The following is a 16,402-nucleotide window of genomic DNA, read 5'->3' on the forward strand; positions in this document are numbered from 1 at the left end:
GCGCCGGTGCATAACCTGATCAGGTGACTCAGCCCTCAGCGTCCGCAGCCCAGGCCTATCTCCGCTTCCCGCACCTGCACGGCGAGTTGGTCGCCTTCACCGCCGAGGACGACGTGTGGCTGGCGTCCCTCGACAGCGGCGGCCGGGCCTGGCGGGTCAGCGCGGAGAACGTGCCGGTGACCCACCCCCGCATCTCGCCCGACGGCACGACGGTCGCCTGGACCTCCGCCCGCGACGGCGCCCCCGAGGTGCACATCGCCCCGGTCGACGGCGGCCCCGCCAAACGCCTGACGTACTGGGGCAGTTCACGCACCCAGGTACGCGGCTGGACGGAGAACGGCGAGGTCCTGGTGGTCACCACCCACGGCCAGGCCAACCTCCGCCGCAGCTGGGCGCGTTCGGTCCCGCTGGACGGCGGACCGGCGACGACCCTCCCGTACGGCTGGGTCGGCGACGTGGCCATCGGCGAACCGGGCACGGTCCTCCTCTCCGCGCCGATGGGCCGCGAGGCCGCCTGGTGGAAGCGCTACCGGGGCGGCACGGCGGGCAAGTTGTGGATCGACCGCGACGGGGACGGCGAATTCACGCGCCTGCACGAGGAGTTGGACGGCAACCTCGAGTACCCGGTGTGGGCGGGGGAGCGGATCGCGTTCCTCTCCGACCACGAGGGCACCGGCGCCCTGTACTCCTCCCTCGCGGACGGCTCGGACCTCCGCCGCCACACCCCCCTCGACGGCTTCTACGCCCGGCACGCGTCCGGCGACGGCACCCGGATCGTCTACTCCTCCGCCGGTGAACTCTGGCTCCTCGACGACCTGGACGGCGCCGAACCGCGCCGCCTCGACATCCGCCTCGGCGGCCAGCGCATCGACCAGCAGCCGTTCCCGGTGCCCGCGGCCCGCTGGTTCGGATCCGCGTCCCCCGACCACACCGCGCGCGGCAGCGCGGTCGCCGTACGCGGCGCCGTCCACTGGGTCACCCACCGCTCCGGCCCGGCCCGCGCGCTGGCGGCCACCCCCGGCGTCCGCGCCCGGCTGCCCCGCACCTTTCGCACCGACGGCGAGGAGTGGGTGGTGTGGGTGACGGACGCCGAGGGCGACGACGCCCTGGAGTTCGCCCCCGCCACCGGCCTCGCCCCCGGCGCCACCCCGCGCAGACTCGCCGCCGGACAGCTCGGCCGCGTCCTCGCCCTCACCGTGGCCCCCGACGGCAGCAGGGTCGCCGTGGCGTCGCACGACGGCCGCGTACTCCTCGTCGAACGCGAGACCGGCGAGGTCCGCGAGGTCGACCGAAGCGAGGACGGCGACGCGTCGGGCCTCGCCTTCTCCCCGGACTCGACCTGGCTCGCCTGGTCGCACCCGGGCCCGCGCCCCCTCCGCCAGCTCAAGCTGGCCAACACCACAGACCTGTCGGTGACGGAGGCCACCCCCCTCCGCTTCCAGGACTACGCCCCCGCCTTCACCCTCGACGGCAAGCACCTGGTGTTCCTCTCCACCCGCTCCTTCGACCCGGTCTACGACGAGCACGTCTTCGACCTGGCCTTCGTGGTCGGCGACCGCCCGCACCTGATCACCCTCGCCGCGACGACCCCGTCCCCCTTCGGCCCGCAGCGGCACGGCCGCCCCTTCGAGGCCCCCGACAAGGAGGAGACCCCCGACAGCGAGGGCCGCCCCACCACCCGCGTCGACCTCGAAGGCCTCGCCGACCGCATCGTCGCCTTCCCGGTCGAGGCCGGCCGCTACTCCAACCTCCGCACGGCCAAGGACGGCGTCCTGTGGCTGCGCCACCCGGTCCAGGGAGTCCTCGGCGCCACCCGCGCGACCCCCGAAGACCCGGACCCCAAAACGGAGTTGGAGCGCTACGACCTCGCCCAGCAGCGCATCGAGCACCTCGCCGGGGACGCCGACCACTTCGAGGTGAGCGGCGACGGCAAACGCGTCCTGCTCTGGACCGACCACAAACTGCGGGTCGTCCCGAGCGACCGCCGCGCCTCCTCCGAGGACGACGACAACGACTCGAACATCAACGTCGACCTGTCCCGCATCCGCCAGACCGTCGACCCGGCCGCCGAGTGGCGCCAGATGTTCGACGAGACCGGCCGCATCATGCGCGACAACTTCTGGCGCGAGGACATGAGCGGCGTCGACTGGACCGGCGTCCTCGACCGCTACCGCCCGATCCTCGACCGCGTGGCCACCCACGACGACTTGGTGGACCTCCTCTGGGAGGTGCACGGCGAACTCGGCACCTCGCACGCCTACGTCACCCCGCGCGGCGGCTACGGCCACGGCGAGCGCCAGGGTCTGCTCGGCGCGGACATCTCCCGTCACGAGGACGGCAGTTGGCGCATCGACCGCATCCTGCCCTCGGAAACCTCCGACCCCCACGCCCGCGCCCCGCTCGCGGCCCCCGGCGTAGCGGTCCGCGCGGGAGACGCGATCCTCGCGGTGGCGGGCCAGCCCGTGGACCCGGTGACGGGCCCCGCCCCCTTGCTCGTCGGCACGGCGGGCAAACCCATCGAGCTGACGATCTCCCCGGCAGGCGGCGGAGACCCACGCCACGCGGTCGTCGTCCCCCTCGCGGACGAGGAACCCCTCTACTACCACGCATGGGTCGCCGACCGCCGCGCCTACGTCCACGAGAAGTCCAACGGCCGCCTCGGCTACCTCCACGTCCCCGACATGCAGGCCCCCGGCTGGGCCCAGATCCACCGCGACCTGCGCGTGGAGGTGGCCCGCGAGGGCCTGGTGGTCGACGTCCGCGAGAACCGCGGCGGCCACACGTCCCAGTTGGTCGTAGAGAAACTGGCCCGCCGCATCGTCGGCTGGGACCTCCCGCGCGGCATGCGCCCCTACAGCTACCCCGAGGACGCACCCCGCGGCCCCGTGGTCGCCGTAGCGAACGAGTTCTCCGGCTCCGACGGCGACATCGTCAACGCGGCGATCAAGGCGCTGGGCATCGGCCCGGTGGTAGGCACGCGCACGTGGGGCGGCGTGATCGGCATCGACAGCAGGTACCGGTTGGTGGACGGGACCTTGATCACCCAGCCCAAGTACGCGTTCTGGCTTGAGGGTTACGGGTGGGGGGTCGAGAACCACGGCGTCGATCCGGACGTAGAGGTGGTGCAGCGCCCTCAGGACTACGCGGCGGGACGGGACGCCCAGCTGGACGAGGCAATCCGCTTGGCGCTGGAGTCCCTGGAGACCGTTCCCGCAAAAACCCCGCCAACCTTGCCCACCTAAGGGGCGCGGGGAACTGCGCGCTCAGCCCCCACGCACCCGCACCCGACGACGTACGATGCACGCGTAAATCACCCCCAGCCTCGGAGGAAACCCACATGTCAGGGGCCCCGCAGGACGACTGCCTGTTCTGCAAAATCATCGCAGGCCACATCCCCGCGACGATCATCCGAGAGACACCCACCACCGTCGCGTTCCGGGACATCAACCCCCAGGCCCCGACCCACGTCCTGGTCATCCCCCGCGTCCACTACCCCGACGCCGCCTCCCTCGCCGCAGCCGAACCGGCAATCGCCGCAGACGTACTCCGCGAGGCCGGCGAGGTGGCAACCGACGAAAAGCTCGACAGCTACCGCGTCATCTTCAACACCGGCAGCGGCGTGGGCCAGACCGTCTTCCACGCCCACGCCCACGTCATGGGCGGCCGCGGCATGCAGTGGCCGCCCGGATAACTCACCATGTCCGTACGTGAATTGGTGGTCCTCGGCACGGCGAGCCAGGTCCCCACCCGCCACCGCAACCACAACGGCTACCTCCTCCGCTGGGACGGCGAGGGCATCCTCTTCGACCCCGGCGAGGGCACCCAGCGCCAGATGCTGCGCGCCGGGGTGGCAGCGCACGACCTGAACCGGATCTGCGTCACCCACTTCCACGGCGACCACTCCCTCGGCCTCGCGGGCGTCATCCAGCGCATCAACCTGGACCGCGTCCCGCACGAGATCACGGCGCACTACCCGCACTCGGGCCAGCACTTCTTCGACCGCCTGCGCTACGCGACGGCGTACCGCGAGACGGTGGGCATCACGGAGTCCCCGGTGTCGGAGGACGGCGTACTGGCCACCACTCCCGCGTACACCCTGGAGACCCACAAGCTCTCCCACCCCGTCGAGTCCTACGGCTACCGCCTCACCGAACCCGACGGCCGCCGCATGCTCCCCGACCGCCTGGCCGCGCACGGCATCAAGGGCCCGGACGTCGGCCGCATCCAGCGCGAGGGAACGCTCGGTGACGTGACCCTCGACGACGTCAGCGAGGTACGCCGAGGCCAGCGTTTCGCGTTCATCATGGACACCCGGCTCTGCGAGGGGGTGGAGGTGCTCGCGGAGGGCTGTGACCTCCTGGCGATCGAGTCGACGTTCCTGGACGAGGACGAGCAACTGGCCGTGGACCATGGCCACTTGACGGCCGGGCAGGCGGCGAGGGTCGCGCAGGAAGCAGGCGTACGACACCTGGTCCTCACCCACTTCAGCCAGCGTTACTCCGAGCCGGAGGAGTTCGAGCGGCAGGCGCGGGCCGCGGGGTTCGAGGGGGAGCTGACCGTGGCGCACGATCTACTCAGGGTGCCGGTTCCGAAACGGCGGTAAAACACCCGTACGATACTTCGATGCCCATTCCCAAAGCCGAACTGCACCTGCACATCGAAGGCACCCTGGAGCCCGAGCTGGCCTTCGCGCTCGCGGCCCGCAACGGCGTCGAGTTGCCGTACGCGGACACCGAGGAACTCCGGAAGGCGTACCTCTTCGAGGACCTCCAGACCTTCCTGAACCTCTACTACGAGCTGATGGCCGTCCTGCGCACCGAGCGGGACTTCGAGGACCTCGCCAACGCCTATCTCGCCCGCGCCGCCGCGCAGGGCGTCCGGCACGCGGAGATCTTCTTCGACCCGCAGGCGCACATCGCCCGGGGCGTGGACATGGGCACGGTGGTGGAGGGCCTGTGGCGGGCGCTGGGCAGCAGCGAGACGAACCACGGCATCTCGACCCGCCTGATCCTGTGCTTCCTGCGCGACGAGTCCGCCGACTCGGCGCTGCGGACCCTGGAGGCCGCGAAGCCGTACCTCGACCGCATCACCGGCATCGGCCTCGACTCGGCCGAGGTCGGCCACCCGCCGGTGAAGTTCCGCGAGGTGTACGAGGCCGCTGCCGCGCTGGGTCTACGACGGGTCGCGCACGCCGGTGAGGAGGGTCCGCCGGCCTACATCACCGAGGCGCTGGATGTTCTGGGGGTCGAGCGGATCGACCATGGGCTGCGGTGCATGGAGGACGCGGAGCTGGTGGCGCGGTTGGTGCGGGACCGGATTCCGCTGACGCTCTGCCCCCTGTCTAACGTCCGGTTGCGAGCGGTGGACGTCCTTGCCGAGCACCCGCTGCCGGCGATGCTGGACGCGGGGCTGCTCTGCACGGTGAACTCCGATGATCCGGCGTACTTCGGGGGGTATGCGGGGGACAACTTCGATGCGGTTCGCTCGGCGCTGGGCCTGACCGAGGAGAGGCTGCGTGAGCTGGCCCGGAACTCCTTTGTGGCGTCCTTCTTGGAGGACGACGAGGAGCGGCGGGGTCGTTATCTGGCCGAGGTGGAGGCGTACGAGTTCCTGTAGGCGGGTGGTGAAGCTGCGGGCCGGTGGGGGCTGGTCGCGCAGTTCCCCGCGCCCCTGGGGGATTGGGCTTGGGCGTGTGTCGGTGTGCTGGTCAGCCGCCCGTGGCCGTGGCCGGTGGGGGCTGGTCGCGCAGTTCCCCGCGCCCCTGGGGGTTGGGCCTGGGCGTGTGTCGGTGTGCTGGTCAGCCGCCGGTTGCTGTGGCCGCCTGCCGGGGGCCCGCCGTGTCGTAGGCGCCCTGTGCCGGGAGGGCCGGGGTGTCCAGGGGGATCTCGACGACCGGTTGCTCGGGGGAGCCGGTCGACGAGGCGATGACGGCGGCCGGGGTGCCTCCGCGTCGCCGGACCGTGCCGGGTACCAGGAGGCGGCCGCCGGTGTGGAGGGCGACCCCGGTCATCGGCACGGTGATCACGACCAGCCCGACCGCGAGGATCGCGCCCATCGCGGGGAACCCGGCCCGTGCCGACAGCACGCTGCCTGCCAGGGGGCCCGCCGCCGTACCCAGCGACGAGGCCGAGCCGACGAGGACGGCCCAACGGCCGCGCGGATCAAGGGAGGCGGCGAGGCCGAGGACGTAGGACAGGACGATCGGGTAGAGGGTGTTCCAGGCGATCTCGCCGGTCGCGAACGTCCTCAGGTCGTGTGCGGACGCGCTGAGCACGATGCAGCCCGCGATGAGCGCGGTCCCCGCGCCGATCGGCACCGCGCGCCCCAGCCGGGCCCCGAGCGCGCCCGCGCCGATCACGCCCACCAGCCCCGTGCCGAGCGCGATCGCGAAGACCGCGCCGACGGTGACCTCGGAGAGGTGCGCCTGGTTGATGCCGATGCGGCCGCTGACGCCCCAGAGGGAGTTCTGGGCGAGGGACCAGCAGAGCAGGGTGCCGGCGAGGACGAGTCCGGCGCGGCGGTGGGGGAGTCCGGTGGTCTCCACGCGCGTGTGCGCCGTCGTCGTACGGACCGGGAGGCGTCCGGTCAGTGGCCATACGGCGAGTGCGGTGAGGGCGATCGCGGCGAGCGGCTGGCCGTGGCCCGCGCCGAGGTGCGGGACGGTCAGGTAGACGGCACCCGCGAGCGCCGACACGCACAACAGGCCGAGCGTGGAAGCGCGATGGGGGTCCCGTTCGGCGGCGATCCCGGAGGCGGCGACCGTGGTGGCCGTACCCGATCCGAACCCGCCGACCACCGCGCCCGCGATGACCGCGGGGACGGCGTGGGTGAGCGCGGCCGAGCCGTATCCGAGAACGGCCAGCGCGAGGCCGATCCGCGCGAGCGTGCGCGGGCCGACCCGTTCGACGCGCGAGGCGAGCAGGAACCCCGCCGCGGCGGAACTCAGCAGCAGCGCACTGCCGACAGCACCGGCCTGCGTGGCGGAGAGCGGCAGTCCCGCGTCGAGTCTGCCGACGGTGGTGGGGAGGAGGTAGGGGGCTAGATACCCGGCCGTGAAAAGGGCGACGAGGGGCCAGGGCGTGGTGGTGCTGCGGGCGAACACGGGCGTTCCCAGGGCATGCGAAAGAAGCGGCTCAAAAAGGGGATTGGGCGACGACCGTCGACGGACAGGAACGCGCGGCCAATTTGTATCAAGCACCCGGTTCGCGAAAGAAGGGCGGGGGGTGTGATCTGGGGCACGTTCAGTTTGGGGTCGGGGGAGTCGGGTAAACGAGCGCCGAATTTGTGGTGCCGGGGGCGTCGTTCGGCCCGTACGGCGCGTCTTGGTGCAGGCCAGCGGGCCAGTACGCTCGGTTCGGCTGGAAGGTCTCGGCGCGGGCCGGCACGCTCGGCCTGTGCGGCGCCTTTCAGCTCCTGCGCCTTTCAACGCAGGCCCGCACATTCAGCCCGCCCGGCAACCTCTCAACGCAGGCCCGCAATACTCAGCCCGTCCGGCGTTTGAGGACGAGGCCCCTTCAGGGCCGATGCGGGGGTCTGGGGGCGCAGCCCCCGGAAGGCGCGCCCACTACCGCCAGTGCACAGCCCCACCCGCCGCAGCCGACGCACTCTCGATCTTCGCCCGGACCTCCCGCATCACCGCCACGATCTCCCCTTCGTGCTCCGGCGTCAGCCGAGCCACCGGCACCGAGCAACTGATCGCATCCAGCGGCGGGTTGTCGTACCGCAGGGCGAAGCCAAAACCGACGATCCCGAGGACTCCCTCCTCACGGTCGACCGAGTAACCCCGGGCGCGGATCGAAGCGAGGTCCGCGGCCAACGCCTCCCGGGAGGTATGGGTGTTGGGGGTAGCCGCCTCGTACGGCCCGGAGGGCAGCTCCGCGTCCGGCCGCTCGGCGAGCAGCGCCTTGCCCAGGGCGCCGACATGGGCCGGGAGCCGCCGCCCCACCCTGCTGATCGTCCGCAGGTACTCGTGGGACTCCCGCGTAGCCAGATACGCAACATCCCGCCCGTCCAGCCGCCCCAGATGGATCGTCTCGCCCAGCGCCTGGGACGCCTCGTCGAGATACGGCCGTACGACCCTCACGCGCGGGTCGGAGTCCAGATAGGTCGTGCCGGTGAGCAGGGCGTGGATGCCGATGCCGTAGAGCGAGCCGGTGATGTCGGTGCGGACCCAGCCGTGCGCGATGAGGGTCTGGAGGAGGGCGTACATCGAGCTGCGCGGCACGCCCAGCTCGTCGGCGAGTTCCTGGAGGCGCGCGGGACGGTCACCGCGCGCGGCGAGCAGTTCGAGCAGCTCGACCGTACGGGCGGCGGATTTCACCTCGCGGACGCCACCGGGCTCTGACATGCACCGATCGTAGCGAGCGGGGTCCAAGGACCGGCTGCCCCATTGACGGTCGCGGTTCGCGTATCTAACCTCTGTCTTCATACGTGGATGACGTCTACATAGGGAGATGGCAGTGAACGGCGACACGGAGACCGTGGTGCGCAGGCTCCGGGACGGGATGGCGGGCGGCGTGCTCTCCTTCCCGCTGACCTCTTTCCACGACGACGGCTCCCTCGACCCGGACGGCTTCCGCACCCATGTCGCGGCCCGGATCGCCACCGCCCCCGGCGCCGTGTTCCCGGCCTGCGGCACCGGCGAGTTCTTCTCGCTGGACGAGGACGAGTACCGCACGGTCGTCACCATCGCCGTCGAGGAGGCGGCCGGCCGCGTCCCCGTCGTCGCCGGTGTCGGCTACGGCTGGGCACAGGCCACCCGCTTCGCCCGCATCGCCGAGGAGGCCGGCGCCGACGCACTCCTCGTCCTCCCGCACTACCTCGTAGCCGCCCCGCAGGACGGCCTGGTGGCCCAGCTGGAGCAGCTCGCCGCCCGCACCCGGCTCCCGCTCATCGCCTACCAGCGCGGCCAAGTCGCCTTCACCGCAAGCTCGTTGAGGCGAATCGCGGAGATCCCCGGCGTCATCGGCCTCAAGGACGGCCACAGCGACCTCGACCGCCTCCAACGCCTCACGCTAGCCGCCCCCGAGGGCTTCCTCTTCTTCAACGGCGCCTCGACCGCCGAGATCCAGGCCCGCGCCTACGCCACGGTCGGCGTCCCCGCCTACTCCTCCGCCGTCCACGCCTTCGCCCCCGAGATCGCGAACGCCTTCTTCGCGGCATTGCAGGACGGCGACGACAAGACCATCGAGAAACTGCTGCGCGACTTCTACGTCCCCCTCGTCGAACTCCGCGACCGCGTACCGGGATACGCCGTGTCGCTGGTCAAGGCGGCGGCCCGGCTGCGCGGCCAGCCGGTGGGACCCGTACGCGCCCCGCTCACCGATCCCTCGGCCGCCGACCTCGCCGAACTTACGACCCTGCTCGCCACCGGACTCGACCTCGTAGGAGCCGCGCTGTGAACCTCACCATCGCCGACGTCCGCCTGACCCCGATCCTGGTCGCGGATCCGCCGCTGCTGAACACCCAGGGCGTCCACCAGCCCTACACCCCGCGCCTGATCGTCGAGATCGAGACGGCCGACGGGATCACCGGACTCGGCGAGACCTACGGCGACACCAAGTACCTGGAACTGGCCCGCCCCTTCGCCGGAAAGCTGATCGGCCGTCAAGTCAGTGACCTGAACGGTCTGTTCACGGTCGCGGACGAGCTGGCCGTCGACAGTTCGCGGGTCTCCGGGCAGGTCGATGTCGGCGGACTGCGCGGTGTCCAGACCGCCGACAAGCTGCGCCTGTCCGTCGTCTCCGCCTTCGAGGTCGCCTGCCTCGACGCCCTCGGCAAGACGCTCGGACTGCCCGTACACGCCCTGCTCGGGGGCAAGTTGAGGGACGCGGTCGAGTACAGCGCGTACCTGTTCTACAAGTGGGCCGACCACCCCGAGGGCATCGCGAGCGAGAAGGACGACTGGGGCGCCGCGATCGACCCGGCCGGAGTCGTCGAGCAGGCACGGAAGTTCAAGGAGCGGTACGGCTTCACCTCCTTCAAGCTCAAGGGCGGGGTCTTCCCGCCCGACGAGGAGATCGCCGCCGTACGGGCGTTGGCGGCGGCCTTCCCCGACCATCCCCTGCGCCTGGACCCCAACGGCGCCTGGTCCGTGGAGACTTCGCTGAAGGTCGCGAAGGAACTCGGGGACGTCCTCGAATACCTGGAGGACCCGGCGCTGGGCACCCCCGCGATGGCCGAGGTGTCCGCCGGGACCGACGTGCCGCTCGCCACCAACATGTGTGTGACGACGTTCGCCGAGATCAAGGAAGCCTTCACGAAGGACGCCGTACAGGTCGTACTCTCCGACCACCACTACTGGGGCGGACTGCGCAACACCCAGCAACTGGCCGCCATCTGCCGCACGTTCGGCGTCGGCATCTCCATGCACTCCAACACCCACCTCGGCATCAGCCTCGCCGCGATGACCCACGTCGCATCGACCGTCCCCAACCTCCACCACGCCTGCGACTCCCACTACCCCTGGCAGTCGGAGGACGTCCTCACCGAACGCCTCACCTTCACCGACGCCAAGGTGACCGTCTCCGACGCCCCTGGCCTCGGCGTCGAACTCGACCGCGCCAAGCTGGAGTTCCTGCACCGGCGCTGGCTCGACGACGACGGCGCCCTCCGCGAGCGCGACGACGCGGCCGCGATGCGGATCACGGACCCGGAGTGGGTCACGCCGTCGATGCCGCGCTGGTAGCGGCCGGATCCGGACGCGCCCGGTGCGGGACCGGTGCCCGGGCCGTCACCGGGGGCGGCAGGCACCGTAGAGCCCGGACCTGCGGTTGGCCGGTACCGGTGCGACGGGTGGTCCCGGTGCGGGAGCCGCCCTCACGCGCGCGTGGTGGTGCACACTGGCCTGATCCGTATCACGTCAGGGAGCGCACCGTGACCGCGTCCAACGCGTCCACCGGAAAGGGACCGTCGTCCCGCAGCGAAGGGCCGTCCTGCGGGGTCGACCCGCTGGCCGGGCTGCGTGCGGCGGACGATCCGCCCTGGGACGTGTACCTCACCGGCACCGTCTTCCTCGACATCATCTTCACCGGGCTCGAGTCCGCACCCGTGCGCGGCACCGAGTCCTGGGCGCGCGGGATGGGGTCCAGCCCCGGTGGAGTCGCCAACATGGCGACCGCGCTGGCCCGGCTCGGGCTGCGGACCTCGCTCGCCGCGGCCTTCGGCGACGACCACTACGGCGAGTACTGCTGGGACGCGTTGCAGCAGGGCGAGGGCATCGACCTCTCCGCCTCCCGTACGGTGCCCGGCTGGCACTCGCCGGTCACCGTGTCGATGGCGTACGAGGGTGAGCGCACGATGGTGTCCCACGGTCACGAGCCGCCCCCGGAGGTCGTGTTCGGGCAGGGCGGCGCACCTGACTGCCCGCCACGCGCGCGTGCCGCCGTCGCCTCGCTCACCCCCGGCAAGCAGGCCCCCTGGGTCGCCCAGGCCGCGAGCGAGGGCACCCGGATCTTCGCCGACGTCGGCTGGGACGACACCGGCGCCTGGGACCTCGCCGGACTCGCCGACCTCGCGCACTGCGAGGCGTTCCTGCCGAACGCCGAGGAGGCCATGCGCTACACCGGCGCCGACTGCCCCCGCGCCGCCGCCCACGCGCTGACCGAACACGTACCGCTCGCCGTCGTCACCCTCGGCGCGGACGGCGCGTACGCCGTCGACCGTCGTACGGGGGAGTCCGCCGAGGTCCCGGCGATCGCCGTCGAGGCGCTCGATCCCACCGGCGCGGGCGATGTCTTCGTGGCCGGTTTCGTCACCGGCACCCTGGCGGGCTGGCCGCTCGCCGACCGGCTCGCCTTCGCCGGACTCACCGCCGCCCTCTCCGTCCAGGAGTTCGGTGGCTCCCTGTCCGCACCGGGCTGGTCCGAGCTCGGCGCCTGGTGGCGCAAGGTGCAGTCGGTCGAGGGCCAGGACCCGGCGGCCCTGCGCCGGTACGCGTTCCTGGCGGGACTCGTACCGGAGGAGCGGGGCAGCGGCAGCCCCTGGCCGTTGCGCCGGGCGGTGCCGACGATCGGGTTCGGCCGGTCCACCTAGGAGCGGCAACGAGGCCCCGGAGTCCCGGAGGCGAACCGTTCCGGCTCAGCGGGCCCCCGCACGTTCCAGCACACCGGTGACCTCTTCCCGTACGGCCTCGAAGACCGCCTCGGGCAGCGTGCCGAGCGGTGTCAGGGCCAGGGCGCGGAGTATCCGGCCGGTGTCCGTGTCGTAGGGGACGGTCTCGCTGAGCACGTCGTAGCCGTCACGGACCGCGACCCGCAGGACGCGCGCCTCCGTGTCCTCCGCCGCTCCCACCGCCACCGCGACCACGAACGGAACCTCGCCCCGCAGCACACCGGTCAGCTTGCGATAGCCGCTCGCGACCGGCTCAGGCCAGCGCAGACTCAACAGCACCGGCCGCTTCGCGAGCAGCTCGGCGAGGTCGGTCTCGACGGGACCGTCCGGTTCCAGGACGACCGCGCGCGCGTCCAGCACCAGCGCGGCGGGGAGCAGACAGCGCAGCGTGCTGCCGACGATGTTGCCGCCGACGGTGGCGGTCCGGCGCACGGCCCCGGTTCCGACGCCCGCCGCGGCCCGCCGCAGCACCTCCGGCACCCGCTCGTCGATCTCGTGCAGCAGTACGGCCGCGCCCAGCGTCCCGTCCCCGATCACCTTCGCCTCGGGCAGTTCCCGCAGGGACACCGCCTGCTCGGGGAACCCGTCCCGTTGCCACGAGGCCCACACGAGCGTCGCCCCGCCGACGGGCACCGCCCCCTCGACCAGGCACTCCTGCGCTTCGGACACGGACGTGGGCAGACGCACGAACACAGCGGCCGACCTGCTTTCCCTGTACGGCCCGGCGGTGGGAGCCACGGCCCACCGGCCGGACCTCCTGCTGACACTTGGCTGACACAGCACATTGTCCGTACAAGCGAGGGGGCGCGAACAGGGCTCACGGCGGCACCCCGCGCGCCTCCCCTGCGCCGGACCCGCTCCCGCGACAGGCCCGGATTTCGTGGCCCGACGGTCACCGAAAAGCCCTACGGCGTTGTCAGTGGCCCGGCGTACCCTGGAATCACCAGGCCGCCCTTGTGGCGGGCGAGTCTTTTCGAGGAGGACGAGCAAGGCCTACAGAGCCGGCCCATGACTCAGACACCCACAGCTCACACCCCCGCGCAGGAGCAGGCGAAGGCACGGTTCACCGTCCCCGCCCAGCATCCGATGGTCACCGTCCTGGGGTCCGGAGACGCCCTCCTGCGCGTGATCGAGAAGGCCTTCCCGGCGGCCGACATCCACGTCCGGGGCAATGAGATCAGCGCGGTCGGCGACGCCCGCCAAGTCGCCCTCGTCCAGCGCCTGTTCGACGAGATGATGCTGGTGCTGCGCACCGGGCAGCCGATGACGGAGGACGCAGTGGAACGCTCGATCGCCATGCTGCGGGCGAGTGAGAACGGGGATGGTCCCGAGGAGACACCGGCCGAGGTGCTCACCCAGAACATCCTGTCCTCGCGAGGCCGCACGATCCGCCCCAAGACCCTCAACCAGAAGCGGTACGTCGACGCGATCGACAAGAACACGATCGTCTTCGGCATCGGCCCCGCCGGCACCGGCAAGACCTACCTCGCCATGGCCAAGGCGGTCCAGGCCCTCCAGGCCAAGCAGGTCAGCAGGATCATCCTGACCCGCCCCGCAGTCGAGGCGGGCGAGCGCCTGGGCTTCCTCCCGGGCACCCTCTACGAGAAGATCGACCCGTACCTGCGCCCCCTGTACGACGCGCTGCACGACATGCTCGACCCGGAGTCGATCCCGAAGCTGATGGCGGCGGGGACGATCGAGGTGGCGCCGCTGGCATACATGAGGGGTCGCACCTTGAATGACGCCTTCATCATCCTGGACGAGGCCCAGAACACGAGCCCCGAGCAGATGAAGATGTTCCTCACCCGGCTCGGTTTCGAGTCGAAGATCGTGATCACCGGTGACGTGACGCAGGTCGACCTGCCGAGCGGCACGAAGTCGGGGCTGCGGCAGGTGCAGGACATCCTGGAGGGCCTCGACGACGTGCACTTCTCCCGCCTGTCGTCGGCGGACGTCGTCCGGCACAAGCTGGTCGGCCGTATCGTCGACGCGTACGAGAAGTACGACAGCGAGAACGGTACGGAGAACGGCACCCACAAGGGTGCCCGTGACAAGCGGAAGTAGATCAGCACGACCATGTCGATCGACGTCAACAACGAGTCCGGAACCGAGGTCGACGAGCAGGCGATCCTCGACATCGCCCGCTACGCCCTCGCGCGGATGCGCATCCACCCGCTCTCCGAGCTCTCGGTGATCGTCGTGGACGAGGACGCCATGGAGCAGCTCCACATCCAGTGGATGGACCTGCCAGGGCCGACCGATGTCATGTCCTTCCCGATGGACGAGCTGCGTCCGCCGAGCAAGGACGACGAGGAGACTCCGCAGGGGCTGCTCGGTGACATCGTGCTGTGCCCGGAGGTCGCCGCGAAGCAGGGGGCCGAGGCCGAGACGCAGCACACCATGGACGAGGAGCTCCAACTCCTCACCGTCCACGGTGTGTTGCACCTCCTCGGCTACGACCACGAGGAGCCGGACGAGAAGGCCGAGATGTTCGGTCTCCAGGCCGCCATCGTGGACGGCTGGCGCGCGGAGAAGGGCCACACCGGCCCGTCCCCGGCACCGACGGTCTCCTAGGGCAGCGGGTCACCCCATCTCATGAGTCCTCAGATCGTCGTCGGGGCCATCGCCCTTGTCGTTGTCGCCTGGCTCGCCGCCTGCGCGGAGGCGGGCCTCGCGCGCGTCTCCAGCTTCCGCGCCGAGGAGGCCGTACGGTCCGGTCGGCGCGGCAGCGCCAAGCTCGCGCAGGTCGCCGCCGACCCGACCCGCTACCTCAATGTCGCCCTGCTGGTCAGGGTGGCCTGCGAGATGGCCGCCGCCGCGCTCGTCACCTACGAGTGCCTGCACGTCATCCACGGCACCGCGCCCGCGCTGCTCGCCGCGATCGGCGTCATGGTCCTCGTGTCGTACGTCGCGGTGGGGGTCTCCCCGCGCACGATCGGCCGCCAGCACCCGCTGAACACGGCCACGGCGGCGGCGTACGTCCTGCTGCCGCTCGCGCGGATCATGGGCCCGATCCCGTACCTGCTGATCCTCATCGGCAACGCGCTGACGCCTGGAAAGGGCTTCCGGCGCGGCCCGTTCGCCTCCGAGGCCGAGCTGCGCGCGCTGGTGGACCTCGCCGAGAAGGAGTCCCTGATCGAGGACGAGGAGCGCCGCATGGTGCATTCCGTCTTCGAGCTGGGCGACACCCTCGTCCGCGAGGTGATGGTTCCGCGCACCGACCTCGTCGTCATCGAGCGCTACAAGACGATCCGCCAGGCCCTCACCCTCGCGCTCCGCTCCGGCTTCTCGCGCATCCCGGTCACGGGCGAGAGCGAGGACGACATCGTCGGGATCGTGTACCTGAAGGACCTGGTCCGCAAGACGCACATCAGCCGCGACGCCGAGTCCGAACTGGTCTCGACGGCCATGCGCCCCGCGACCTTCGTCCCGGACACCAAGAACGCCGGTGACCTGCTGCGCGAGATGCAGCAGGAGCGCAACCACGTCGCCGTCGTCATCGACGAGTACGGCGGCACGGCCGGCATCGTCACCATCGAGGACATCCTGGAGGAGATCGTCGGCGAGATCACCGACGAGTACGACCGGGAACTCCCTCCGGTGGAGGAGCTGGGCGACGACCGCTACCGGGTCACCGCCCGCCTCGACATCGGAGACCTCGGCGAGCTGTACGGCTTCGAGGCCTACGACGACGAGGACGTGGAGACGGTCGGCGGGCTGCTGGCGAAGGCCCTGGGCCGGGTCCCGATCGCCGGTGCCTCCTCGGTCGTAGAACTGCCGGACGGGCGCGAACTGCGCCTGACGGCGGAGGCCTCGGCCGGGCGGCGGAACAAGATCGTGACGGTGCTGGTCGAGCCGGTGGATCCGGACGGCCCGGCCGAGGAGGAGACGAAGCCGGAGTGAGCCCCGAGGAACTGCGCGCGTTCTGCCTGTCGTTCAACGCGACGGTGGAGGACTTCCCCTTCAACCCGGACACGTCCGTCTTCAAGGTTCTCGGCAAGCTCTTCGCCCTGACCCGCCTGGACGGCCGTCCCCTCACGGTCAACCTCAAGTGCGACCCGGAGGACGCGATCCGACTCCGGGAGGAGCACGAGGGGTTGATCATCCCCGGGTACCACATGAACAAGCGGCACTGGAACACCGTGACGGTGGACGGCGGACTCCCGGACCGGCTCCTCAAGGAACTGATCGAGGACTCGTACGACCTGGTCGTGGCCGGTCTCCCGAGGGCGGAGCGGCTGCGGCTCGACCGGCCGTAAATCCCGGTGAGCGGCCGGTGAAGGCGTGTCAG

General features: G+C 71.2%; 14 protein-coding genes. 11 read left to right on the top strand and 3 right to left on the bottom strand.

Annotated features, from left to right (window positions below; genetic code table 11):
- Positions 1–23: 23 nt before the first annotated feature.
- From OO69_RS40560 to OO69_RS40575, 4 genes are all read left to right on the top strand, one after another.
- Positions 24–3,242: a S41 family peptidase gene (locus OO69_RS40560; protein ID WP_033285948.1), complete on the top strand. Its 3,219-nt coding sequence runs from the start codon at positions 24–26 to the stop codon at positions 3,240–3,242.
- 95 nt (positions 3,243–3,337) lie between these two features.
- Positions 3,338–3,691, top strand: a complete 354-nt coding sequence (locus OO69_RS40565; protein WP_033285949.1) for a histidine triad nucleotide-binding protein — start codon at positions 3,338–3,340, stop codon at positions 3,689–3,691.
- A gap of 6 nt (positions 3,692–3,697) precedes the next feature.
- Entirely contained in the window at positions 3,698–4,603 is a 906-nt protein-coding gene (locus tag OO69_RS40570) for a ribonuclease Z (RefSeq protein WP_033285950.1), read from the top strand.
- A 20-nt stretch (positions 4,604–4,623) separates the two neighbouring features.
- Positions 4,624–5,616 carry an adenosine deaminase gene (locus tag OO69_RS40575; protein WP_033285951.1) on the top strand — a complete coding sequence of 331 codons (993 nt, stop codon included), beginning with the start codon at positions 4,624–4,626 and terminating at the stop codon, positions 5,614–5,616.
- A 181-nt stretch (positions 5,617–5,797) separates the two neighbouring features.
- Here OO69_RS40575 and OO69_RS40580 read toward each other — a convergent pair whose 3' ends face one another.
- Together OO69_RS40580 and OO69_RS40585 are read right to left on the bottom strand one after the other, a co-directional pair.
- On the bottom strand, positions 5,798–7,102 hold the full coding sequence (locus tag OO69_RS40580) for an MFS transporter (RefSeq protein WP_033285952.1): 1,305 nt from the start codon (positions 7,100–7,102) through the stop codon (positions 5,798–5,800).
- Positions 7,103–7,564: 462 nt separating this feature from the next.
- Positions 7,565–8,347 carry an IclR family transcriptional regulator gene (locus OO69_RS40585; RefSeq protein ID WP_033285953.1) on the bottom strand — a complete coding sequence of 261 codons (783 nt, stop codon included), beginning with the start codon at positions 8,345–8,347 and terminating at the stop codon, positions 7,565–7,567.
- A gap of 106 nt (positions 8,348–8,453) precedes the next feature.
- On the opposite strand from OO69_RS40585, the gene OO69_RS40590 reads away from it, so the two are divergent.
- The 3 genes from OO69_RS40590 to OO69_RS40600 all read left to right on the top strand — a co-directional run bounded on the left by OO69_RS40590 (position 8,454) and on the right by OO69_RS40600 (position 12,033).
- Positions 8,454–9,401, top strand: a complete 948-nt coding sequence (locus tag OO69_RS40590; protein ID WP_033285954.1) for a 5-dehydro-4-deoxyglucarate dehydratase — start codon at positions 8,454–8,456, stop codon at positions 9,399–9,401.
- Positions 9,398–10,687, top strand: a complete 1,290-nt coding sequence (locus tag OO69_RS40595; RefSeq protein ID WP_033285955.1) for a glucarate dehydratase family protein — start codon at positions 9,398–9,400, stop codon at positions 10,685–10,687. Before OO69_RS40590 ends, OO69_RS40595 begins: the two co-directional genes overlap by 4 nt.
- Positions 10,688–10,875: 188 nt before the next feature.
- Positions 10,876–12,033: a carbohydrate kinase family protein gene (locus OO69_RS40600; protein ID WP_033285956.1), complete on the top strand. Its 1,158-nt coding sequence runs from the start codon at positions 10,876–10,878 to the stop codon at positions 12,031–12,033.
- 45 nt (positions 12,034–12,078) lie between these two features.
- Here the strand turns inward: OO69_RS40600 and OO69_RS40605 are convergent, their stop codons facing one another.
- Positions 12,079–12,804: an FAD binding domain-containing protein gene (locus OO69_RS40605; protein ID WP_033285957.1), complete on the bottom strand. Its 726-nt coding sequence runs from the start codon at positions 12,802–12,804 to the stop codon at positions 12,079–12,081.
- A 315-nt stretch (positions 12,805–13,119) separates the two neighbouring features.
- Here OO69_RS40605 and OO69_RS40610 point away from each other — a divergent pair, with 315 nt between their 5' ends.
- Genes OO69_RS40610 through OO69_RS40625 form a run of 4 tightly spaced genes read left to right on the top strand, consistent with a single transcriptional unit; the run spans position 13,120 to position 16,370 of the window.
- Positions 13,120–14,175, top strand: coding sequence for a PhoH family protein (locus OO69_RS40610; RefSeq protein ID WP_033285958.1), 1,056 nt, complete (start codon positions 13,120–13,122; stop codon positions 14,173–14,175).
- 12 nt (positions 14,176–14,187) lie between these two features.
- The gene (ybeY, locus tag OO69_RS40615; RefSeq protein WP_033285959.1) at positions 14,188–14,685 is read left to right on the top strand and encodes an rRNA maturation RNase YbeY; all 498 of its coding nucleotides are present in this window, start codon (positions 14,188–14,190) and stop codon (positions 14,683–14,685) included.
- Between the two features lie 21 nt (positions 14,686–14,706).
- A complete protein-coding gene (locus tag OO69_RS40620; protein WP_033285960.1) occupies positions 14,707–16,014 on the top strand; it encodes a hemolysin family protein in 1,308 nt (435 codons plus the stop codon).
- The gene (locus tag OO69_RS40625) at positions 16,011–16,370 is read left to right on the top strand and encodes an MmcQ/YjbR family DNA-binding protein (RefSeq protein ID WP_033285961.1); all 360 of its coding nucleotides are present in this window, start codon (positions 16,011–16,013) and stop codon (positions 16,368–16,370) included. Before OO69_RS40620 ends, OO69_RS40625 begins: the two co-directional genes overlap by 4 nt.
- The last annotated feature ends 32 nt before the right edge of the window (positions 16,371–16,402 follow it).

The organism is Streptomyces sp. NRRL F-525, assembly GCF_000716605.1.
Classification (GTDB): Bacteria; Actinomycetota; Actinomycetes; order Streptomycetales; family Streptomycetaceae; genus Streptomyces.

What these genes read in the sequence shown, in the direction of transcription:
- OO69_RS40565 (WP_033285949.1), top strand. Translation starts at nt 3,338, where the DNA reads ATGTCAGGGGCCCCGCAGGACGACTGCCTGTTCTGCAAAATCATCGCA.
- OO69_RS40575 (WP_033285951.1), top strand. Translation starts at nt 4,624, where the DNA reads ATGCCCATTCCCAAAGCCGAACTGCACCTGCACATCGAAGGCACCCTG.
- OO69_RS40610 (WP_033285958.1), top strand. Translation starts at nt 13,120, where the DNA reads ATGACTCAGACACCCACAGCTCACACCCCCGCGCAGGAGCAGGCGAAG.
- OO69_RS40570 (WP_033285950.1), top strand. Translation starts at nt 3,698, where the DNA reads ATGTCCGTACGTGAATTGGTGGTCCTCGGCACGGCGAGCCAGGTCCCC.
- OO69_RS40590 (WP_033285954.1), top strand. Translation starts at nt 8,454, where the DNA reads ATGGCAGTGAACGGCGACACGGAGACCGTGGTGCGCAGGCTCCGGGAC.
- ybeY (WP_033285959.1), top strand. Translation starts at nt 14,188, where the DNA reads ATGTCGATCGACGTCAACAACGAGTCCGGAACCGAGGTCGACGAGCAG.
- OO69_RS40620 (WP_033285960.1), top strand. Translation starts at nt 14,707, where the DNA reads ATGAGTCCTCAGATCGTCGTCGGGGCCATCGCCCTTGTCGTTGTCGCC.
- OO69_RS40585 (WP_033285953.1), bottom strand. Translation starts at nt 8,347, where the DNA reads ATGTCAGAGCCCGGTGGCGTCCGCGAGGTGAAATCCGCCGCCCGTACG.